A 25,077-nucleotide genomic window follows, 5' to 3' on the forward strand; every position below is an offset into this window, starting at 1 on the left:
AGCTTTGAAAAGCATACCTGCTATTTTGGCTTTTCTGTCAATGCATAAGTCCTACAAAAGCCTCCTGAAATGATAGTAAATAATTCTAGAGTATTGGGTAACTGAAAATATTGATAGTTTAGAGAGACGCAAAGATGCGGAGAGTATGAGCTACAGAGAGTTGATTCTGGCAATTCTCCATATCGCTTTCAAGTTGTTAAATTTAACCCATATTTATTTAAATTTTGTTTGCGTGCAGTTTAAAAATGCTTGAGGCGGAAAATGACTAAAATTTTCAATAGCATACAAGAAATTCAAATTCCCCAGCACCATGCAACTGTCGTTGATGTTCTGCGCGAGCGTGCATTGCAGACACCGGATAAACAAGCATTTACCTTTCTCGAAGATGGAGAAACTCAAGAAGCAACGTTCACCTACGATGAGTTGGATCGGCGTTCTAGAGCGATCGCATCTCAACTCCAAGCCCTTGGTTTAAGTGGTAAACGCGCCATATTACTTTATCCTCCTGGATTGGATTACTTGAGTGCTTTTTTTGGTTGTCTCTATGCTGGGGTAGTAGCGGTTCCAGCTTATCCGCCTCAAAATCTACGCAAAATACCCAGATTACAGGCTATTAGCACAGATACACAAGCAAGCGTCGCTCTCACCACAACAGTAATACTGTCCACATTACAATCAATACTTGTACAACAAACCAACCTGGGAAATTTACACTGGCTAACTACCGACGACTTGACACAAGGTATTGAAGATTCTTGGCAAGAACCTGCAATTAATGCAGATACCTTAGCCTTTCTGCAATACACCTCAGGTTCAACAGGAACGCCAAAAGGAGTCATGCTCAGTCATGGCAATCTGCTGCACAATGCTGGCGTGACTTACCAGTTGATGGGACATTCACCAGAGAGCCAATTTGTTTCTTGGCTTCCTGCATATCATGACATGGGACTGATTGGTGGAATTTTGCAACCCTTGTATGGTGGTTTTCATTGCGTCTTGATGTCTCCAGCATCTTTTTTGCAAAGTCCATACCGTTGGTTACAAGCAATTTCTCGCTACAAAGGCACCACGAGCGGTGGTCCCAACTTTGCTTACGATCTGTGTATTCAAAGAATTACCCAACAACAAAAAGAAGCGCTTGATTTAAGTAGTTGGAGTGTGGCTTTTAACGGTGCTGAACCAGTCCGGCAGGATACTTTAGAGCGATTTGCCGCAGCCTTTACTGAGTGTGGCTTTAGTCCTGAAGCATTTTACCCCTGTTATGGGATGGCAGAAGCAACTTTAATCGTTTCTGGTGGAGTCAAAAAAGCTTTACCTGAGATCGTAACTATAGAAAAATTTGCTCTGTCAAACAACCAGGTAATGGAAGCTAGTGCTGAGAGCGAACATACCCAAACCTTTGTCAGTTGTGGTCAAGTCGTACCTTTACAAAAGATAGCCATCGTCAATCCTGAAACATTAACTCGTTGTCAAGCTAATGAAGTAGGAGAAATCTGGGTATCAGGACCTAGTATTGGTCAGGGTTATTGGAATCGTCCTCAAGAGACAGAGCAAACATTCCACGCTTACCTCAAAGACACACACCAAGTCCCATTTCTACGTACTGGTGACTTGGGCTTTTTGCACAATGAAGAACTCTTTATTACAGGTCGGGCCAAAGACTTAATCATTATTCGAGGCCGGAACCTCTACCCACAAGATATAGAGTTAACTACAGAACGTAGTCATTCATCATTACGTTCAGGTAGTGGTGCAGCCTTCTCAGTCGAGGTTGGCAATCAAGAACAACTAGTTGTAGTTCAAGAGTTAGAGTTTCGCGCTAAACCGAATGTTGAGGAAGTTATTGCAGCAATTCGTCAGGCAGTTGCCGAAGAACATGAAGTACAAGTTCATGCGGTGATTCTAATTAAACCAGGTAGTCTTCCGAAAACTTCGAGTGGCAAAATTCAACGCCGTGCAACAAAAGCCGATTTTCTCGCAGATCAACTGAAAATTGTTGGCAGCAGTATTCAGAAAAGTATTGATATTAATATAGATGGAAACAACAATAGGTTGCAGCGCGAAGCTCTGTTAGCGATCGCTCCCAAAGAATCTCAGTTGTTGTTAGAGTCTTATCTTCAAGAACAGATCGCACGAATATTTGCAATCCTACCGAATGAAATTAACCCTCAACAGCCATTAAGCTCCTTGGGACTCGATTCTATAAAAGTTTTCGAGTTAAAAAACCGAATTGAAGCTGACCTGCAAGTTACTGTCTCTGTAGCTGACTTCTTTGAAGGGTTGAGTTTGCGATCGCTCTCCACCAAGATACTTGCTGAACTGATGACTGCGGCATGTCAATCATTAGCGCCTCTCAATCCAGTTATCAAAACCACCGAAGTCCACCCTCTATCTTTTGCACAAGAAGGACTGTGGTTTACCAATCAGTTAGTTGTTGGTACTCCTGTATATAACATTCCAATCGTAATTAACCTTACAGGACAGATTAACGTAGCTTTCTTAGAACAAAGTCTGAATGAGATCGTCAGACGCCACGACACTTTACGAACAAACTTTATCATCAGTGAAGGTAAAGCCGTTCAGGCAATCGAACCAGCTGCACCTATAAGTCTGTCAATTAAAGATTTGCGAGAATTCCCAGAAAGCGAACGCATAAAACAAGTAGAGCATCTATCCACTCTCATAGCTCAACAACCTTTCGACTTGTCGTGCGAGCCGCTTTGGTGTGCAAAACTTTTGCGTGTAGCTGAACAAGAATATAAGCTGCTTTTAACGCTGCACCATATTGTTGCAGATGGATGGTCTATCGGGGTTCTGATCGAAGAACTAGCAGCATTATATGAAGCATTCTCGTCCATGAGACCTTCTCCACTTCCTGATTTACCGATCCAATATACAGATTTTTCATATTGGCAGCAGCAGTGGTTACGCAGCGATCGCATCCAACCTTTGCTAGAGTATTGGAAGCAACAGTTAAGCGGCGAGCTACCTATATTAAACCTGCCTATTGACCGTCCGCGATCGCCAGTTCAAACCTTCAAAGGAGACCAAGCTAAATTAGTTCTGCCTCCAACCCTGACAGTAGCACTGAAGAAACTGAGCCGTCAGGAAGGTGTGACTCTGTTTATGACTTTGCTTGCGGCTTTCAAAAGCTTACTTTACCGCTATACAGGGCAGACAGATATTTTGGTGGGTTCTCCAACTGCAAGTCGCAACCGAGCCGAAATTGAGCCGTTAATAGGTTTCTTTGTCAATGTTTTGGTACTGCGTAGCAACCTAGATGGCGAACTCAGTTTTAGAAAATTTCTCTCCCAAGTAAAGTCAACAGCCTTAGATGCTTACGTTCATCAAGACCTGCCTTTTGAAAAGTTAGTTGAAGAACTACAACCAAAGCGCGACCTGAGCTACAATCCTTTATTTCAGGTGATGTTCGCTCTTCAGAATGTTCCACTACCAACTCCAAAGTTATCAGACATATCGATAACTGCTCAGGAAGGTCACAGTGGTACAGCTAAGTTCGACCTGACTTTGTTTATGGAAGATAGAGAACAGGGGTTAGTTGCGACTGTTGAGTATAACACTGATCTATTTAATCCAGATACTATAACTCGGATGCTAGGGCATTTCCAAACAATGCTTGAAGGCATAGTTATTAATCCCAACAATGCAATTGGAGATTTGCCCTTATTAACAGCATCTGAAAAACAGCAGTTGATATATGAGTGGAATGATACCAAGACAGATTATCCAGCCGATTTATGCATCCATCAGTTATTTGAGGCACAGGTAGAACGAACACCAAATGCTGTTGCTGTCGTCTTTGAAAATAAACAACTGACATACCATGAGCTAAATAATCAGGCAAATCAGTTGGCGCACTACCTAAAACATTTGGGTATCAAGCCAGAGATGCTTGTCGGTATCTGCGTAGAGCGATCGCCAGAAACGATCGTCGGGATATTAGCCATCCTGAAAGCTGGTGGAGCTTACTTACCACTAGATCGTGGATATCCTGAAGAACGTTTAGCGTTCATGTTGAAAGATGCTCAAGCTTCAGTGCTATTAACCAAGCAGGATTTGGCAGCCAAATTGCCAACAGATGGAACTAGAGTAGTTTGTTTAGATACTGACTGGGAACAGATTGCTCAAGAAAATTCCCAAAACTGCCAAAGCCAGATAAATTCTGCAAACTTAGCTTATGTAATTTACACTTCTGGTTCTACAGGTAAACCAAAAGGTGTAGCGATCGAACATCGAAGCGCAACCGCCCTAATGGATTGGGCGAAGAAGTCTTTTCCGATTGAAGTTTTCGCTGGAGTTTTAGCATCAACCTCAATTTGCTTTGACCTTTCAGTATTTGAGATATTTGTCCCACTCATCTGTGGCGGTAAGGTAATCCTAGTAGAGAATGCACTACATTTACCCACCTTATCTGTAGCTAAGGATGTAACTCTGATTAACACCGTTCCCAGCGTCATAACAGAGTTATTAAGGATTGATGGTATTCCAGACTCAGTGCGTACAGTCAATTTAGCTGGGGAACCACTTCAGAATAAATTAGTACAACAACTGTATCAACAGCAGCATATTCAACAAGTTTTCAACTTGTACGGCCCCTCCGAAGATACAACTTATTCAACCTTTGCTTTGTTGCAAAAGGGAGATAGCAATGTTCCGCCTATAGGTCGCCCTATTAATAACACAGAAATTTATCTGCTAGATCGATATCTACAACCTGTTCCGATTGGTGTGCCAGGTGAACTGCATATTGGTGGTGCAGGGCTAGCCAGAGGCTATTTGAATCGAACTGAGTTAACTGCTGAGAAATTTATTTCCAATCCCTACGGTAATCAGCAGGGAGCAAAATTGTACAAAACGGGAGACTTGGCGCGATATAGCACAGACGGAAATATAGAGTTTTTGGGGCGAATTGACCATCAAGTAAAGATCCGAGGCTATCGCATTGAACTCTCCGAGATTGAGGAAGTACTGCGACAGCATCCAGAAGTGCAAGAAACTGTAGTGGCGATCCGCGAGGATGTACTAGAAGTTCGTCGCTTGGTAGCTTATTTTGTAGCTAAAGAAACAGCAGTTTTGATTAATGATTTGCGGAATCTTCTCAAACGGCAGTTACCAGACTACATGATTCCATCAACTTTTGTGCAGATGCAGGCACTACCATTGACGACAAATGGCAAAATAGATCGTCGGGCATTACCTGTACCAGATGCCAATCGCCCAGATTTGACTGAAGGTTATCAAGCTCCCCGCTCTCAGTTGGAACGAGCGATCGCTACTATTTGGCAAGAGGTGCTGCACCTAGAAAAAGTAGGAGTAAACGATAATTTCTTTGACCTTGGTGGTCACTCTTTGTCGATAGTTCAGGTAAAGAACAAACTACAGGAAAATTTGAACCGTAGTTTATCAATTGTCGAAATATTTCAAAATCCAACTATCAAATCTTTGACACAATATTTAAGTCAAAAGCCAGAGGATGCGCCTTCTGTTCAGCCAATGCAAAATCGCATACAAAAGCAAATTGAGGCTATCAATCGGCAAAAACAACAATTGAGCAAGCAAGGTAAAAAGATTCATGGTTAACGCCACAAATTACGATGCTATAGAAGGTATTGCGATCGTTGGCATGGCAGGACGTTTTCCGAATGCCAAAAATATTGAAGAGTTTTGGCAGAATTTACGAGATGGCGTAGAGTCAATTTCTGAATTCACCAATGAAGAGGTAATATCAGAAGGAATAGACCCGGCTCTCCTAAACGATACAAATTATGTAAAAGCTAGTGCTGTCTTAGAAAATATTGATTGTTTTGATGCTTTATTCTTTGACATTAATCCTAAAGAAGCAGAAGTCACAGATCCACAACATCGCTTGTTTTTAGAATGTGCGAGTGAGGCTCTAGAAAATGCTGGTTATGACTCTACTAGATGTGATAGCCGCATCGGAGTTTTCGCTGGTGCTAGCCTGAATAACTACTTATCTTTTAATATAAACAGCGACCAAGTGGGGTCAGCAAAATCCTATCAAAAGTTGATTGGGAATGATAAAGACTTTCTGACAACTCGTGTTTCTTACAAATTAAATCTCTCTGGTCCAAGTATTACAATCCAAACAGCTTGCTCCACTTCATTAGTTGCGACAACAGTTGCTTTTCAAAGTTTACTGAATTACCAATGCGACATGGCTTTAGCTGGAGGAGTATCAATTCGAGTCCCCCAAAAAACAGGTTATCTGTATGAACCAGGAGGAACACTATCTCCTGATGGTCATTGTCGTGCTTTTGATGCTAAAGCACAGGGCACAACAATTGGTAATGGTGTAGGAGTGGTTCTTCTGAAGCGATTGAGTGATGCGATCGCAGATGGTGATTGTATTTATGCAGTTATTAAAGGTTCAGCTATCAATAACGATGGTTCTCTGAAAGTCGGCTATACCGCGCCCAGTGTGGATGGTCAAGGAACAGTAATTGCTGAAGCCATGATGTTAGCAGGAGTTGAGCCAGAGACAATAAACTATATAGAAGCTCATGGTACTGGCACTACTTTAGGCGACCCGGTTGAAATTGCCGCCCTCTCTCAAGTATTTCGTAGGAGTACAAATAAAAAGGGCTTTTGTGCGATCGGTTCAGTCAAAACAAACATCGGTCATTTAGATGTAGCATCTGGAGTGGTGGGGCTGATTAAGACAGCTCTTGCTCTCAAACATAAGTTAATTCCACCTAGCTTGAATTTTGAGCAACCTAATCCCCAAATCGATTTCGCCAATAGTCCTTTTTATGTTAATACAACGCTTACAGAATGGAAAGCCGGACTTAGCCCTCGTCGGGCTGGAGTCAGTTCCTTAGGTATTGGTGGGACTAATGCTCATGTAATTCTGGAAGAAGCGCCAGCCTTAGGAGCTTCTAGTCCCTCTCGTCCTTGGCAGTTATTGGTACTTTCTGCCAAAACAGACTCGGCACTGGAAACTGCAACAACAAATCTGGTTCAATACCTCAAGCAACATCCCGATATTAGCTTGGCGGATGTGGCGCATACATTGCAAGTCGGACGCAGGGAATTCAATCATCGTCGCGTATTGGTGTGCCAGGATATCGAAGATGCAATCAACGCCTTGCAGGTGCGAGATCCTCAAAGAGTTTTTACTCACTTACTCGAAGCAGGCGATCGCCCCATCACCTTTATGTTTCCTGGACAAGGTTCTCAGTATGTGGATATGGGTAAAGAACTATACCAAACTGAGCCGATTTTTCAAGAACAGGTCGATCTGTGTTGTGAATTGCTTCAACCTCATCTAGGGCTAGATTTGCGATCGCTCATTTATCCGAGGGAGTCTGAGTCAAAAGCCGCAGCAGAAAAACTACAACAAACTGATATCACTCAGCCAGCACTATTTGTAATTGAATATGCTCTGGCTCAGTTGTGGATGTCATGGGGCATTTCTCCCCAGGCGATGATTGGCCATAGTATTGGGGAATATGTCGCCGCTTGTTTAGCTGGTGTTATGTCTCTTGGCGATGCTTTGGGGCTGGTGGCGGCGCGTGGGCGACTAATGCAACAACTACCATCTGGGGCTATGCTCTCCGTACCCCTGCCAGAGGAAGAAGTTATAGCTTTACTGGATGAAAAATTATCCCTCGCTGCCAGTAATGCACCATCTCTATGTGTGGTTTCGGGAACTGATGATGCTATAGACGCATTTCACAACAAGCTCCAAGATATAGAGTGTCGTCGTCTATATACTTCCCATGCTTTTCATTCCCAAATGATGGAATCCATCTTGGAGGTGTTCCAAAATGAAGTTAGTCAAATCAAACTACATCCCCCAAAAATTCCTTTTGTTTCCAACCTCACTGGCACTTGGATCGCCGCAGAACAAGCTACAAATCCAAATTACTGGGTAAAGCATTTACGGCAAACAGTTCGCTTTAGCTCAGGTATCTGTACATTGCTTCAAGAGCCAAATCGCATCCTGCTAGAAGTTGGCCCTGGGCGTACTTTATCTACCTTCGCTAAAAAACATTCAGAACGGATAGGATTTTCTTCATTACGGCATCCAAAGGAAAAACACTTAGATGCAGCGTTCTTATTAAACACATTAGGCAAGCTCTGGCTATCTGGAGTCCAGGTAGACTGGTCAGGATTTTATGCTCATGAGCGTCGTCATCGTCTTCCTTTACCAACATATCCTTTTGAGCGCCAGCATTACTGGATTGAAAATTATAGACAGCAACAGCAAGATGATGCTAAACCTGTGTCACTTGGTAAAAAACCAGATATTGCTGATTGGTTCTATTTACCTTTATGGAAACAATCCATATCTCCAGCATCACTGGAACGGCAAAAAACGGTAGTGCAAAAATATTGCATTTTAGTGTTAACGAATGAGTTGAGTTTATCTTCTCAATTGGTGAAACAACTCCGAACACATCATCAAGATATAATTACCGTGGAGATTGGGTCAAAGTTCACCAAGCTGAGTGATACTCAATACATCATTGATCCTGGAGAAAGTAGTGATTACGATACTTTGCTTCGAGAATTGTACGCGCGAGAAAATCTTCCAACGAAGATTGTTCATCTATGGAGCATTACATCAAAAATTCACACAGTTTCAGAAGTTGAATGGCTAGAGCAAGTTCAAGAAAAAGGATTTTACAGCCTACTGTTTCTAGCCCAGGCACTGGGTAAATTAAATCTTAAAAATGAATTTCAAATCACGGTTATTTCCAACAATATGCAGTCAGTGACCGGAGAAGAAATTCTGTATCCAGAAAAAGCTACTTTGCTCGGAGCAGTGAAGGTTATTCCCCAAGAATATTCAAACATTCGCTGTCGAAGTATTGATCTTGTTCTTCCCTTAGAAGGAAGTTTCCAAGAGGACAAACTGATAAATTCTTTACTGAACGAACTGACAACCGCTACCTCCGATCTAATGATTGCTTACCGTGGTAATAATCAGTGGGTGCAAACTTTTGAGCCTATTCAATTAAATGAAACTAAGGTAGAGACATCACGATTAAGGGAAAAAGGAGTCTATCTAATAACTGGTGGACTTGGAGAGATTGGACTTGTCTTAGCAGAGCATCTGGCAAAAACAGTACAAGCTAAACTGCTCTTGACAGGACGTTCAACAATTCCTCCGAAAGACGAGTGGTTTCAATGGCTGAACACTCACGATCGACATAACAATATTAGCAAGAAGATTCAGAAATTACAGGAAATTGAAGCGCTAGGTGCTGAAGTTTTCGTAATCAGTGCTGATGTAGCAAACTTCCAGCAAATGGAAGAAGCAATTGCACAAGGAGAGTTACTTTTTGGTAAACTTAATGGTGTCATCTACGCTGCTGGGATTACTGAAGAAAAGTCTTTTTCATTTATTGAACAAACAGGTAAAATTAATTGCAGTCAGCAATTTAAACCTAAAGTGCAGGGAGTTATTGTATTAGAAAAAGTTTTACAAGGAAAAAAGCTTGATTTTTGTTTACTGATGTCTTCTTTATCTTCAGTTTTAGGAGGAATAGGATTTTTTGGATACTCGGCTGTAAATATCTTTTTGGATACTTTTGTTCACCAACATAATCAAAGTAATCCTGTCATGTGGACAAGTATCAATTGGGATGCTTGGCAACTTGGAAAAAACAGTAAACAAAGTCAATCATCCTTTGCTACGGGTTTAGCAGAATTTGCGATTAAACCAGAGGAAGGTATAGAAGCTTTTCAAAAGATTTTGAATTATAGTAATTTCAGTCAGGTAGTTGTATCGACAGGAGAACTACAAACTAGAATTAACCAATGGATTAAGCTTGAATCTCTTCAACATAAAGAAGATACTTATAAAGTAAATTCATTATCACTTCATCCAAGACCTATTTTAGGAACTGCCTATGTTGCTCCTAGTAGTGAGCTTGAGCAAAAGATTGCCGATATCTGGCAGGGATTGCTGGGTATTGAGCAAGTAGGTATTAATGATAACTTCTTTAATTTAGGTGGACATTCCCTACTAGCTACCCAACTCATTTCCTTGCTTCGGAAAGATTTTCAGGTAGAATTATCCCTGCGTAAAATCTTTGAAGCACCGACTATAGCTGAGTTGGCTTTGATGATTGAAGACATGATTTTAGCTGAGTTGGAAAAATTAACAGAAGATAAAGCTAATGTTGATGCCGGCCGAAAATAAAATTGAAAAGCTTAGTAGCAAAGTTTGGTCAGTGTAAATGATGGAAATTAAAGTTGTCGAATCATGGATTAGTAAGAACTGCTAGTTTTCATAGTTGGATAGGGAGCATAATGGATAACAAAAAAGATGAAATTTTAAAACGACGGTTGAGGCTTTCAGCCTCTCAGCGAGAACTTCTCGAAAAGCGGCTGCGGGGTGAAGTTTACTCTTACTCTCAACTAGAGGTTATTCCCAAACGTTCTCAAACAAGTCCTGTTCTCCTATCCTTTGCTCAACAACGGTTGTGGTTTATCCATCAAATTGATCCTGGCAACGTTTCTTATAATGAACTAGGAATTATACAGCTGATAGGTGCGCTTCAGGTCGTGGCTCTGGAGCAGAGTCTCAACGAGATTGTACGACGCCATGAAGCTTTACGTACTACTTTTGAAATGGTGGAGGATCAACCGGTTCAAGTCATTCATCCTATTCCAACTGCAAATGTCACAATCACAGTCGTGAATCTGTTTAAGTTGCCAGAAGCACAACGAAATACTGATATACAACGACTAATTGTAGAAGAATCTCAACGCACCTTTGACCTTATTGAAGGGCCGTTACTCAGATGTACTCTCTTGCGCGTCGGCGAGCAAGAACATATATTATTGTTTACAATCCACCATATTGTTTCAGATGGCTGGTCAATTGGTGTATTGGTTCGAGAGTTAGCAGCATTGTATGAAGCCTTTTCCACTGGAAAACACTCTTTACTCCCGGAATTAACTATCCAATATGCAGATTTTGCTCTTTGGCAGCGACAGTGGTTACAAGGGGAAAAGCTTGATACTCAGCTAGCCTACTGGAAAGAGCAGTTAGCAAATGCGAAAACAGTTCTGGAATTGCCAACAGATAGACCGCGATCGCACTTTCAAACTTCTATTGGGAAAAAGTACTATTTCTCACTTTCTACGACACTATCCAAGTCTCTGAAATCCCTAAGCCAGCAAGAAGGAGTTACCCTGTTTATGACCCTGCTGGCAGCATTTAATACCTTGCTTTACCGCTACACTAATCAGGAAGACATTCTTATCGGTTCTCCTATTGCCAACCGCAACCGTAGCGAAATCGAGCAATTAATTGGCTTTTTTGTCAACACCTTAGTACTACGTAGCAATCTCTCAAATAATCCCAGCTTTAGATATTTACTGCAAAGAGTGAAGGAAGTAACATTAGACGCATACACACATCAAGATTTACCTTTTGAAAAGCTGGTAGCCGAACTAAAGTTAGAACGTAACCTCAATCACACGCCTTTGTTTCAGGTATGGTTTGTCCTTCAGAATACTCCCACGTACAATCTTGAACTTCCAGGACTTAAACTTAGCTTTTTAGAGGTTGAAAGTGTAATGGTTAAGCATGATTTGAAGCTTGACCTTGCAGAAACACCAGAAGGAATCAAAGGGTTTTTTGAGTATAAAACAGACTTATTTGATGCTACTACGATTGCTCGTATGGCAGAACTTTTTATAAAGCTTCTAACTATTATTGTTGAACAGCCTGATATCAAGCTGAAACAGTTGGTATCAACCTTAAATGAGGCTGAAAAAGAAGACGAATTTCTCAAGCATCAAAATTTTCAAGTAGCGCGTTCGCAGAAATTAGGTAAAGTTAAGCGGAAAGGAATTATTAGTACTGGTTAATAGTTACCTTGTCAGGTCATTAGTCATTGACCGTTGCTATATAAATGGTTCTTCAGTAAAACTTACAAAGAGAATAATGAATTTAAAATTTGGTAGAAGGAAACCAATTATTGTGTCGCCAGAAGAACTCGTAAAAACAGAGTTTATTCTGCCAGGACAGCATTTACCATTAATTATTAAACCTCAGGTCAATGACGTAAACTTGATAACTTGGGCAAACAACAATCGTGATTGGCTAGAAGCTCAATTATTCCAATATGGAGGAATTCTTTTTCGTAACTTTAATATCAAAGCAGTTGATGAATTTGAACAGTTAATTAAAACGATTTCTGGAGAATTAATTGAATATTCTTATCGGTCAACTCCTCGCAGCCAAGTAAGTGGTAATATATATACATCAACTGAATACCCCGCAGAAGAATCAATTCCTTTACACAATGAAATGGCATACGCCCGAAGCTGGCCAAAAAAAATATGCTTTTTTTGTGTAAAAGCAGCAACAGAAGGCGGGGAAACACCAATTGCTAATAGTCGAAAAGTATTTCAACAGCTCGATCCAAAAATCAAAGAGCAATTCATTCTCAAAAATGTTATGTATGTCCGTAATTACGGACAAGGGCTTGATTTACAGTGGCAAAATGTCTTTCAAACCACTAACAAACTTGATGTAGAAAGTTATTGTCGTCATGCTAATATCGAGTTTGAGTGGCAAGATGAAACTAATCTAAAAACACGTCAAGTCTGTCAGGCTATTGCTACTCATCCGCGAACTGGTGAAATAGTGTGGTTCAATCAAGCACATTTGTTTCATATTTCCAACTTAAAAACAGAAGTCCGCGATTCTCTACTTTCGGTGCTCAAAGAAGAAGACTTGCCACGCAACGCTTTATATGGTGATGGTTCTAGAATTGAAACATCAGTAATCGAAGAAATTAATCAAATATATCAACAAGAATCAGTAACATTTTCCTGGCAGGAAGGTGATATTTTAATGCTCGACAATATGCTAACTGCTCATGGACGTAAGCCGTTTATTGGAGAGAGAAAAGTCCTTGTAGGTATGGCAGAGCCGTATTGTGCGTCATAAAAATTAGTGATGGATGGGAAATATGCAAAATTCTGCTATAGAAGGGTTCCAAATTTCACCTCAACAAAAGCGTTTATGGCTCTTGGCACAAGAAGGCGATCGCCAGCATTATCGTGTTCAGTGTGCAGTCTTAATTGAAGGAGATATCAAATATTCAATTTTCGAAGTAGCCTTACAAAAAATTGTTGATAGATACGAAATTCTTCGGACTAACTTGCAGGCATTAAAGGAAATGAACATTCCTTTGCAGGTTATCCGTAAGAATAGTTCGGTAACTATTAATCGCTATAAATTTTATGATTTAGATTTCAAAAAGCAACAAACTGAAATTTCTAATTTATTTCAGTTATATAAACAGATAAAATTTGATTGGCAAAATGGTGCTGTTTTAGATATAAGTTTAGTTAGTTTCTGTCCAACTAAAAATGTTTTACTGCTGGGTTTACCATCTTTTTGTGCAGATATAATATCAACTAATAATCTGGTGCGAGAAATCAGTGATGCTTACACTGCTTGTTTGCATCAACAAGAATTAGCAAATGAACCTTTGCAATATGCAGATATTTCCGCATGGCAGATTGAATTATTTGAAGAAGAAGATACGGAAATTGCTAGAGAGTATTGGCGCAAACAGAATGTCTCAAATCTATTGAAAGGAAAGTTACCTAGAGAAAAATCCCTGCCTAGCAACATCGGCTTTCAACCTGAATTTATTGATATTCACTTCCATCCAGATATAGTAAATAATATTCAAGCATTGGCGCAGACAAATGCTGTGAGTGTAGCGACAGTCTTAGTGGCTTGCTGGCAGATATTAATTTGGCGTCTGCTCGATAAGTCGGATATGGCGATCGCAATTTGCTGTGACGGCAGAAATTATGAAGAATTAAAGCCAGCAATTGGATTACTGGCCAAATATCTCCCTGTCGCTGCTGATTTCGATGAAAATGCGACATTTGCGGAAATATTGCCACAAATAGAGAAAAAGATTAACGATGTTTCTCAATGGCAAGAGACTTTTAGTTGGGAAGAAATTGTCTCTAGTAATGGGAAGAGTCAAGAATTGTCATTTTTCCCATTTGCCTTTGATTTTGGATCGCAGCCTACGAAGTATTTGGCTGATAATGTCACATTTTCTATTGACAAGCAGTACGGTTGTATTGAGCGATTCAAAGTCAAACTCTCCTGTTTGCAAGGCGATGATTCTCTAACAGCAGAGTTACACTATGATGCCAACTTATTTACTCGCCAAGATATCGATTGCTTGGCAGCCCAATTCAACTCTGTGTTAACTAGTGCGATTAATAATCCCACAAATAAAATCGCCCAGTTAGACATTCTCAGCCCCGATCAGCGCCAGCAACTGCTATTTGAATTTAACAAAACCCAAACCAAGCCCTTCCAACATCAATGCATCCACGAGCTATTTGAACAGCAGGTAGAGCGTTATCCAGAGAAAATCGCTGTTGTTTATGAAAATCAGCAACTAACTTACGCCCAGCTTAATACCCGTGCTAATCAACTTGCCCACTATCTAAAAACCGTAGGCGTTAGTTGTGAAACAATTGTGGCCCTGTGCGTCGAGCGCTCCCTGGAAATGATAGTTGGTCTTTTGGGAATTTTGAAAGCGGGTGGAGCCTATCTTGCTTTAGACCCTTTACTCCCATCTGAGCGTCTAGCTTTCATGTTGCAAGATGCTGATTCCTCGCCGATCTTGACCCAACAGCACTTAACTCATCTGTTCTCTAAAGTAGAAGTGCCGAGCATCTGTCTAGACACCGATTGGGGTATAATTGGTCAACAGTCAGATGAGAATCTGCAAAAAGCTGCAACTCCAGAAAATTTGGTTTATGTAGTTTACACTTCCGGCTCCACCGGCAAGCCCAAAGGTGTAGCTGTTGAGCATCGACAACTCCTCAACTACTTACATAGTATTCAAGAGAAATTAGATTTGCCTGCTAATGCTAGCTTTGCAACCGTTTCCACCTTTGCTGCTGATTTAGGTAATACAGCGATATTTCCCGCTTTATGTGCAGGGGGATGTCTTCACATCATCTCCCAGGAACGGGCAACTAGTCCAGAGGCTTTAGCAGATTATAGCGATCGCCACACCATTGACTGTCTTAAAATTGTTCCATCTCACTTAGATGCTTTATTAAGTGCGTCCCGACCTGAAAAAATCCTACCTAAAAAGCGCTTGATACTAGGTGGAGAGGCGCTAAATTGGAAATTAGCTGTAAAACTCCAGCAATACGCACCAGAGTGTCAAATCTTCAACCACTATGGGCCATCAGAAGCAACTGTGGGGGTTTTAACCTTCATGTTTGAAGGTGAGCCAATGGAAGATAAATCTGATTATGTGCCCATCGGTCGTCCACTCACAAATACTCAAGTCTATATTCTGGACAATTATCTGCAACCCGTACCTCTGGGAGTGGCTGGAGAACTTTATATTGGCGGAGATAGTTTAGCGCGGGGCTATCTTAACCACCCAGAACTGACGAACGAGCGGTTTATTTCCAACCCCTTCCAAAAATCCAAAGGAGCCAAAGAAGACAATTGCGATCGCGAAGCGTGTACGAAGTACTCTCGCCTTTACAAGACTGGGGATTTAGCTCGTTATCTCCCCGACGGCAACATTGCATTCTTGGGACGAATCGACGACCAAGTTAAGATTCGCGGCTTCCGCATCGAACTTGCCGAGATTGAGTCAGTACTAAGACAGCATCCTGCCATCCAAGAAAGCATTGTATTAGCACGACCAGACAATTTGGGTAACAAACGTCTCATCGCTTATTTTGTCTCAAAGCAGCAATCTGAATCTGTGGTTAGCGACCTGCGAAACTTCCTCAAGGAGAAACTGCCGGAATATATGCTACCTACTGCTTTTGTGCAGATGAAAGCATTACCTCTAACCCCCAACGGTAAAGTAGACCGTCAAGCATTACCTAATCCTGAGAGTGTTAAACCAGAGTTAGCCGGGAAATTTGTTGCTCCTCGCAATCCCATTGAAGAAACGATCGCGAAGATTTGGTCTGAGGTGTTGGAACTTGAGCAGGTAGGAGTTTATGACAACTTCTTTGAGCTGGGTGGAGATTCGATTATTAGTATTCAAATCATCGCCAAACTCAACCAAGCAGGTCTACAACTAACCCCGAAGCAATTATTTGAGAACCCGACTATTGCTGGATTGGCTGCAATAGCAGGTACTGTTTTAACTACAAAGGCTGAACAAGAGGCTGTAACGGGTTCATTCCCTCTGACGCCAATTCAGCACTGGTTCTTTGAGCAAAAGTTGGGCAATTCACATCACTGGAACCAATCCATACTACTGGAAGTAACATCAGAAATTTCCCCAGACTTACTGGAGCAAACAGTACAGCACTTGCGATCGCACCATGATGCCCTACGCTTAAAGTTTATCCCTCAAGAATCAGGTTGGCAGCAAATGAACGCGGGAGTGGATGAACTTAAAGCCATACCTTGTTCCTATGCAGACTTATCAGCATTGTCAGTCACGCAACAAGCGATCGCCTTTGAAACCTCTGCTACTCAACTACAGACGAGCCTGAACATCACAGAAGGTTTGCTTATGGGTATGGCGCGGTTTAATTTCGGTGACAACCAGCCACAACGCCTGCTGTGGGTAATTCATCATCTAGCGGTGGATGGTATTTCTTGGCGAATTTTGCTGGAAGATTTTCAGCAAGTGTATCAGCAGCTCAGTCAGGGAGAAAAAGTTAAGCTACCCGCAAAAACAACTTCCTTCAAGCAGTGGTCTAATTTTCTTCAAGAGTATGCCCAGACAGTTCAACTTCAGCAAGAGTTACGCTATTGGTTACAAACATCCCATCAGTCCATTTCACCTCTACCTGTAGATGATCCTGACGGTGCTAACACGGTGGCATTGAGTCGTAGTGTATTAGTCTCTCTTAGCATTGAAGAAACTCAAGCATTATTGCAGGATGTGCCAACGGTTTATCACACCCAAATCAACGATGTACTGCTGACAGCATTAGTACAAGCTTTTGCTCAGTGGGTAGGAAGCAGTTTGGTGCTAATAGATTTAGAGGGACATGGACGAGAATCCATAACTGACAATATCAACTTATCGCGGACAGTTGGCTGGTTTACTACTATTTTCCCTGTGCTACTCACCTTAGAAGGAATTTCCCAGCCAGGAGAAGCGCTAAAAGCTATCAAAGAACAACTCAGGAGCATCCCAAATCATGGCATTGGCTATGGGGTACTGCGTTATCTAAATATGGACTCTTCAGTAACTACACAATTGCAAAATCTTCCCCAACCAGAGGTGAGATTTAATTACCTGGGTCAGTTTGATCGAGTTCTACCTAAATCATCACTGTTTAAGCTGGTCAACCAAACTGTAGGTATTAGCCGCAGCCTGCAAGATAACCGACGCTATTTGATAGATATTAACGGATTTGTACTTGGGGGTCAGCTGCAACTAGAGTGGACGTACTGTGAACAGATACATCGACGAACTACCATTGAACAACTAGCTCAAGAGTTTATCAAGGCATTGCGATCGCTGATTACCCATTGTCAATCTCCTGAAGCGGGAGGTTATACACCTTCTGACTTTCCAGAAGCAAACTTGAGTCAAAAAGACCTGGAACAGTTCCTAACAAAAATCAACCGAGGGAGCGGGAAGACAAGCAAATGAAAACAGAAAATGTTCAAGATATCTACGAACTCTCTCCGGTGCAGAATGGTATTCTATTCCACAGTTTGTACGCTCCTGAAACAGGACTTTATTTGATCCAGTTTAGCTTTACTCTGCGTGGTCATCTCGATATTGTTGCTTTTGATCGTGCTTGGCAAGAAGTAACAGCTAGACATACAATTTTACGTACTAGCTTCTATTGGCAAGAAATTGATAAACCGCTACAAGTTGTACATCAACAAGTCAAAGTGCCGCTAGAGCAGTACGATTGGCGGGGAATAGATCCAGTTGAACAAGAAAAGACTTTAAGTAGTTTTCTTGTCAGCGATCGCCAAAAAGGTTTTGATATTTCTCAAGCCCCACTGATGCGTTTAACTGTGATTCATCTGGCAGAAGATACTTACCAATTTGTGTGGAGCAAACACCATTTAATTTTGGACGGGTGGTCAGGCTCGTTGGTGCTTGAAGAAGTCTTTCAAATATACAAAAAGCTTTCTCAGAGTCAACATATCTTTTTTGCACCCTGTCGTCCCTTCAAAGACTACATTGCCTGGTTACGAAAACAAGACTTATCTAAAGCTGAGGTGTTCTGGCGACAGATGCTCAATGGTATAAAAGCTCCAACTCCTCTTACTTACCTGGAAAACTTGTCCAGTCAAGAAGAGAAATATGATGAACAACAAATCAAGATATCAGTAGTAACTACAGAAGTACTACAGTCGTTGGCACGGCAGCATCAACTGACGATGAACACACTATTTCAAGGAGCTTGGGCTATTCTCTTGAGTCGTTACAGTTGTCAAAACCAAGTGGTCTATGGCTGTGGCGTTTCTGGTCGTCCAGTAGACATAGAGGGAGTAGAGTCGATGGTGGGGGTGTTCATTAACACTTTGCCAGTTCGTGTCAATTTTCCCTCTGAGCAGTATTTACTAGCCTTCTTAAAGGAGCTTCAAGTTCAGCAGGTTGAGATGCGTCAGTATGAGTACAGCCCACTAGTAGAGATTCAAGGGTGGAGCGAAGTGCCACGAGGTATGCCCTTATTCAAGAGCATTGTGGTGTTTGAAAATTACCCAATGACTAAGGTTTTACAGAACAGTCAGGAAGATTTAGAGTTGCTCAAAGTGACTGGTTTTTACAAGACAAACTATCCCCTCAATGTTATTGGCTACCCAGGCTCAGAATTAGTGATTGGAATTAATTACGATTGCCAGCTTTTTGATGCTGCCACAATTACCGGAATTCTCCAGGATATTGAAATCTTACTCCAAGGTATGGCAAATAATCCTGATGTACGCCTTCAGGACTTATCTTTATTGACATTAAATCAACAGAAGTTAGCGTCCAGATTAGAAAAAGAGATTAACTTTAGCTTTGTTTAAAAAAATAAGTACGTAGTCTAAACGAGTAAGCACACATATCAAGTGAAAAAATAGAAATAAAATTATGATTGTTTCCAACGAAATAGAACGTCGATATAAAATTGGCAACGATGAATTTCAAACAGAATATGTTAAAAAAGGAAAACCAGTTATTATCTCCGGTGTCATTCAAAGTTGGGATAGTTTTGATAAATGGTCAATAGAATATTTCAAAAATCTCTCTCCTCAGATGAAAATTTATGCTAAAAAATTTAGTAGCACTCAAGGAATACAATTATCTAGCGTCACTATAGAAGAATATGCAAAAATAATAAATGATTTTGAGAAAAATCCTCATGATAATGAATTGCCGCCTTATTGTCACGATCTACCACTATTTAGTTTAATACCTGCACTAATAAAAGATGTTCAACCGTTTCCTCTAGATTATTTGCCAAAATGGTACCATTACAAATGGTGGCGTTACTGTCAATTTTTTATCGGAGCTTCTAAGAGTATTACACCATTACATTTTGATTGTCTTCTCACGAACAATATTTTTTTTCAAATTCTTGGACGTAAACAATTTACAATATTACTACCTGAAGATACTAAATATTGTTATCGTAAGGGCTGGCGATGGTTTCTGATCGATCCAGAAAAACCAGATTATAATAAATATCCTCAATACAAATATGCAAGACCAATTAAATTTATTGTAAATCCTGGTGATATTTTATATATGCCTCCTGGTACACTGCATCATGTTAGAAGTTTAGATACATCGATTTCTTTTAATATCGATTGGCACACCGAAAAAAGTGTCTTAGATGCTCTAGCAGCTAGTATGCGTGGAATGCCAGCCAAAAACTCATATTACAACTTGTTACTCTTAGTGGGATTAGTCTTTAAAATACCTCCTCAGATGGTTTTTAACTTTTATAAAAGCTATCTTAATTATATTTCTTGAAAACTAAATATATTTATGTTTCACATAACATACAAGACAGTAAAAATTATGATGAGCTTCATTTTTTTTAGATTGCTTGTCACCACCTCAGTTTAATTTTTTTGAAAATAGGAGAAATATTTTATGTCTTTTATCAGTCCTACTCCAGCAGATTTTTATAATGTTTTTGCTGCAATACAAAACCAGCGTAAAACTCCGGAAGATATTCAATTAACGATGAGGTTTTTAGAACAATTATTTCTCCAATATCTTCCAGAACAAGCGCATATTCTTGATCTTTGTTGTGGAACTGGATGCTTTTTAAAAGAGCTTGAGAGCAGAGGTTACAAAACAACTGGGATTGATGTAATAGAAGCGCTATTAAACTACGCTCGCGAAAACGCCCCTAATAGTCAATTGCTCCTTGAAGATGCCCGATCATTTGAATTACCACCTACCTTTGATGGCGTCTTTTCACAGATGTCATTAAACCAGATATTAACGGTTAAAGAACTAACAAGCGTCTTCCATAATGTGTATAATGCACTGCTAGAAAATGGTCTTTTCGTATTTAATGTATTCGTGGAAGAATCGTATCCGTATGAGAAAAGGATAGGGGAGCATGCTGAGATTAAAGATGAGTATGTCAGAGCTACAATAGCTTCTACTCACCCAGAAGAAAGAGTAGTTGAATATCGCACTAGCTTGTTTAGATTGATAGATGGGGGATGGCACCGTTCAAATTATACTATTTGTAACAAACATTTTACAATAGCAGAAATTCAGTGTGCTTTGAAAAATGTAGGCTTTACAGAAATTAGTTGTTATGACTATGAAAAAGACATAAAACCTTCAAAAGATAGACAACCTGGTGTTGCTTTCTCTTGCCGCAAGCCAATCATTAGATAAGCTCGATTTTATTCATTTTTGCGTCCATACTGGCAAAATGTGAAAATTATCATAACAACAGTATTCTCGCCGCAAACCAAGGAAGTAATTCCATTAATTCTATGAATATTTTTGAAAAGTGTGAATCAAAGGTCAGAAGCTATTGTCGTAATTTTCCATCCGTACTCCATCGGGCTAAGGGTTCCATTATTTATTCTGAATCAGGTGAAGAATACATAGATTTTTTTGCTGGTGCTGGCGCTTTAAACTATGGACATAATCATGACTATATAAAACAAAAAGTCATGTCATATTTAGATGCTGATGGAATAGCACATGGTTTAGATATGTATACTTCAGCTAAAGAGAAGTTTTTAGTTAAGTTTAATGAGGTAATACTAAGTAAAAAACAGCTAGATTATCGTATTCAGTTTTGCGGACCTACGGGAACCAATGCTGTTGAAGCTGCTTTAAAATTAGCGCGAAAAATTAAAAAAAGACCAGGAATTTTCTCCTTTATGGGAGCTTATCATGGCATGACATTAGGTAGCTTATCGATTACTGGCAATACCGCCATTCGATCTGGGGCAATTGGTACATCCAATAGTGTCACCTTTATGCCTTATCCTTATGGATTTATGGAAAGCTTTGACACAATAGAATTTATGGAATCGGTATTAAATGACGTGAACTCTGGGATTGAAAAACCGGCAGCCATCATATTTGAAACTGTGCAAGCTGAGGGAGGAATTATTGTCGCACCAATTGAATGGATACAACGACTAAGAAAGTTATGTGACAAACATGAAATTTTATTAATTTGTGATGATATTCAAGTTGGGTGTGGTCGAACTGGGTCTTTTTTCTCTTTTGAACGAGCAGATATAGTCCCTGATATGATTGTACTTTCAAAATCTATCAGTGGTTATGGGTTCCCAATGTCTCTATTATTAATTAAGCCAGAATTAGATATCTGGGAGCCTGGTGAACATACTGGCACTTTTAGAGGCAATCAATTGGCATTTGTGGGGGGAACAGCAGCTTTAGAGTATAGAGAAAGTACCAATCTTGAACAGGATGTAAAAGTAAAAGAGTTATTTTTAAAACATTTTTTAATAGAGAATATAGCAGCAATCAATGGAAATATAAAAATCCGGGGGATTGGAATGATTTGGGGTATTGATGTTGCTAATTTTGGCGGTGGAAGTTTTGCTAAAGAGGTGACATCACGTTGCTTTGAACTAGGTTTAATAATTGAAAGGGTAGGTAGAAATGATACTGTTATCAAAATTCTGCCACCTTTGACAATTGAAATGGCGACCTTACAAAAGGGATGTTTAATCATTAAGCAAGCTTTTGAGGACTGTTTGTCTAAATGAATTTTTGATGACTAAGTGGCAATTCAAAAAAGTCTAAGGTGATAAGTGATGATTTCAACTCAAATTAGAGAGAACTTGATAGCTGAAGATTTATTTACCGAGAAGATTTTTTGGTTAAATGAATTATCTGGAGAACTACCAGAGACAAATCTTATTACAGATTATGTAAGACCTCCTATTTACGCAGGTAATAAAAATTCGCTCAGTTTTGAATTATCAAGTGACTTGTCTCAAGCAATTTTGAGTTTGACTAAAAACTCTAACTTATCTACCTATTTAGTACTGCTCACCGCACTTAGTATATTTTTACAAAAGTCTACCAGGAATAATGATGTAATTCTCGGCTCTCCCATTTATCAACCAGAAGCTAGTGATGAGCCTTTAATTAATAAAGTGATTCCTCTGCGTTTGAATGTGAATCATCAACTTATATTTAAAGATTTTCTACTCCAAGTTAAAGAAAGAACAATCAAAGCATACATTCATCAAAACTATCCTTTAGATGACTTAATACAATTGTTAAATATACCAAAAACTCCAAACCGCTGCCCTATTTTTGATATAGTAATTTTACTAAAGAACATACATCGGTTCCAAAATATAGCAAGCTTAAAAAATGATTTAACATTTGCTTTCGAGATCCAAGGAAATTCAATTAAAGGTCAATTGCATTACAATAATGACTTGTTTACGGAAGACAATGTTAGAAAAATTATAAATTACTTGACCAATATAATTGAAAATATAGCTAAAAACTTATATATAAGAGTATCTGAAATTGCATTTTTAAATGAAGGTGATAAAGAACAACTATTAGAAGAATTTAACGATAATACTAAAAACTACCCAGTTAATCAGACAATCCATAGTTTATTTGAAAAACAAGTAGAACAGACACCTGATAATATTGCTGTTGTTTTTAAGCAGACGCACTTAACGTATCGACAACTCAATGAAAAAGCCAATCAAATTGCTAGATTTTTACGAACTTTAGGAGTTAAAAAAGGAGAGTTCATTGGAATTTTAAAAGACCGGGATATCAATTTTCTCATAGGTATACTTGCTATATATAAATCTGGTGGGGCCTATGTTCCGATTGATAGTACCTATCCGCTAAATAGAATCGAATACATGGTAGCTAACAGCGAAGTCAGAGTTATTTTAACAGACTCTTCCTGTTTCACCAGTTTGGGGGGGTTAATTGAAAATTGTCCACATTTAGAAAGTTTAATTTGTTTAGACATTAACCCTCAGCATCAAGAATTATTGAAACAAGTCAGATTTAACATTTTTGATCGGCACGATTTTGATGGTTTGTTGAAAGACAACTTAGGAGATAGCAATGTAGCAACCGATCCAGCATATATGCTCTACACTTCTGGCTCAACTGGATTTCCTAAAGGGGCAATTGTGAGGCATGATGGAGCAATTAATCATATCTATGCTCAATTCGATGAGTTAGAATTAACTGAAGAATTTGCTTTTCTACAAAGTGCTCCTTCTTCAACAGATATTTCTGTATGGCAATTTTTAGCACCACTTTTAATTGGCGGTAAAACAGTAATCGTAGATATTGAAACGGTTGCGCTTCCTGAGAAACTGTTTAAAGTGCTTCAAGAACAAAAAATTACTGTTGTTGAGTTAGTACCAGCCTTATTTAAAGGATTATTAGACTATACTTCTCAATTGTCGAATTACCAGAGAGTATTAGCTGACCTCAAGTGGATGATGGTAGTTGGAGAACCAGTAGCAGTAAGGCAGGTAAATCAGTGGTTGAATTTGTATCCATCAATCAGAGTTGCTAATGCTTATGGCCCGACTGAGGCAGCGGATGATATTACTCAGTTTATAGTTGACAAGCCTCTACCAGACAATCAAAGAACAGTTCCTATTGGTAAACCCTTAGCAAATTTAAATATTTATATTGTTGATTCAGAAATGAATTTAGTGCCAATTGGTATTCCTGGCGAGATTTGTGTATCCGGGATTGGCGTAGGTGATGGATATTGGAAAAATGAAGAAAAAACCAACTTTAGTTTTGTTCCCAATCCATTTGCAGTTGGTACAAAGGTATTGCCAGGAGGCCGCAAAGATTTAATCTACAAAACTGGAGATTTAGGAAGGTGGTTATCCGATGGCAACATAGAGTTTCTAGGGCGTATTGACCACCAGGTAAAAATTCGTGGTTTCCGCATTGAACTGGGAGAAATTGAGGCACAAGTCGCACAGCATCCTTCTGTACGGGAAGCAGTGGTTATAGCTTACAAGGAAGAATGGGGTAATCATCAATTAGTTGCTTACGTAATTGCGAATACAGGGCTTGCCCTGACCATGAATGAGTTGCGTAGCTTTTTGACAGAAAAGTTACCAGATTATATGCTACCTTCTGCCTTAGTGATTCTGGAAAATTTACCATTAGCACCTAGCGGGAAAGTAGACCGCAAGGCGTTGCCTAAACCAGATATGCGCTCAGAATTGGAAACTACTTATGTGATGCCTCGAAATGAGGCGGAACGTTTGATTGCAAGTATTTGGCAGCAGGCACTTAATCTAGAGAAAGTAGGTATCCAAGATAATTTCTTCGATCTTGGTGGTCATTCTTTAATTATGATTCAGGTTTTGAGCAAATTGCGGGAAATCTTAAAAGTTGATTTAGCAATAGTTGACCTATTTAAGTATCCGACTATCAATTCTCTATCACAGTATTTAAGTCAAGAAACAAGAGATGGCTCTTTTGATGACGAAAGTAATGAACAAAATGAAAAAATAGAAGCTGGTAAAGGTCGCTTAAAACAACGCCTAGCACAAAGAAAAAAGCAAAATACATAAAAATACTTTTTTGATAAAAGGATAAAAAT

At 39.7% G+C, this 25,077-nt stretch carries 10 protein-coding genes; all 10 read left to right on the forward strand.

Going from position 1 to position 25,077, the window contains the following annotated elements; genetic code table 11:
• Nucleotides 1-261 precede the first annotated feature (261 nt).
• The 10 genes from V7L01_RS10035 to V7L01_RS10080 all read left to right on the forward strand — a co-directional run bounded on the left by V7L01_RS10035 (nucleotide 262) and on the right by V7L01_RS10080 (nucleotide 25,048).
• Nucleotides 262-5,601 carry an amino acid adenylation domain-containing protein gene (locus V7L01_RS10035; protein ID WP_335034282.1) on the forward strand — a complete coding sequence of 1,780 codons (5,340 nt, stop codon included), beginning with the start codon at nucleotides 262-264 and terminating at the stop codon, nucleotides 5,599-5,601.
• Nucleotides 5,594-10,192 (forward strand): type I polyketide synthase, encoded by a 4,599-nt coding sequence (locus tag V7L01_RS10040; RefSeq protein ID WP_335034284.1) that lies wholly within the window; start codon nucleotides 5,594-5,596, stop codon nucleotides 10,190-10,192. The genes V7L01_RS10035 and V7L01_RS10040 overlap by 8 nt, the downstream gene beginning before the upstream one ends.
• A gap of 110 nt (nucleotides 10,193-10,302) precedes the next feature.
• Nucleotides 10,303-11,871 (forward strand): condensation domain-containing protein, encoded by a 1,569-nt coding sequence (locus tag V7L01_RS10045; protein ID WP_335034286.1) that lies wholly within the window; start codon nucleotides 10,303-10,305, stop codon nucleotides 11,869-11,871.
• A gap of 76 nt (nucleotides 11,872-11,947) precedes the next feature.
• On the forward strand, nucleotides 11,948-12,958 hold the full coding sequence (locus tag V7L01_RS10050; RefSeq protein ID WP_335034288.1) for a TauD/TfdA family dioxygenase: 1,011 nt from the start codon (nucleotides 11,948-11,950) through the stop codon (nucleotides 12,956-12,958).
• 22 nt (nucleotides 12,959-12,980) lie between these two features.
• On the forward strand, nucleotides 12,981-17,645 hold the full coding sequence (locus V7L01_RS10055; protein ID WP_335034290.1) for an amino acid adenylation domain-containing protein: 4,665 nt from the start codon (nucleotides 12,981-12,983) through the stop codon (nucleotides 17,643-17,645).
• Nucleotides 17,642-19,024 (forward strand): condensation domain-containing protein, encoded by a 1,383-nt coding sequence (locus V7L01_RS10060; protein ID WP_335034292.1) that lies wholly within the window; start codon nucleotides 17,642-17,644, stop codon nucleotides 19,022-19,024. The genes V7L01_RS10055 and V7L01_RS10060 overlap by 4 nt, the downstream gene beginning before the upstream one ends.
• Nucleotides 19,025-19,088: 64 nt before the next feature.
• Nucleotides 19,089-19,973, forward strand: a complete 885-nt coding sequence (locus V7L01_RS10065; protein WP_335034294.1) for a cupin-like domain-containing protein — start codon at nucleotides 19,089-19,091, stop codon at nucleotides 19,971-19,973.
• Nucleotides 19,974-20,096: 123 nt separating this feature from the next.
• Nucleotides 20,097-20,861: a class I SAM-dependent DNA methyltransferase gene (locus V7L01_RS10070; protein WP_335034296.1), complete on the forward strand. Its 765-nt coding sequence runs from the start codon at nucleotides 20,097-20,099 to the stop codon at nucleotides 20,859-20,861.
• A 101-nt stretch (nucleotides 20,862-20,962) separates the two neighbouring features.
• The gene (gene ectB / locus V7L01_RS10075) at nucleotides 20,963-22,219 is read left to right on the forward strand and encodes a diaminobutyrate--2-oxoglutarate transaminase (RefSeq protein WP_335034298.1); all 1,257 of its coding nucleotides are present in this window, start codon (nucleotides 20,963-20,965) and stop codon (nucleotides 22,217-22,219) included.
• Between the two features lie 48 nt (nucleotides 22,220-22,267).
• Nucleotides 22,268-25,048, forward strand: a complete 2,781-nt coding sequence (locus tag V7L01_RS10080; protein ID WP_335034299.1) for a non-ribosomal peptide synthetase — start codon at nucleotides 22,268-22,270, stop codon at nucleotides 25,046-25,048.
• Nucleotides 25,049-25,077: the final 29 nt, after the last annotated feature.

The sequence above is a fragment of the Nostoc sp. genome, from assembly GCF_036917095.1.
Lineage (GTDB): Bacteria > Cyanobacteriota > Cyanobacteriia > Cyanobacteriales > Nostocaceae > Nostoc.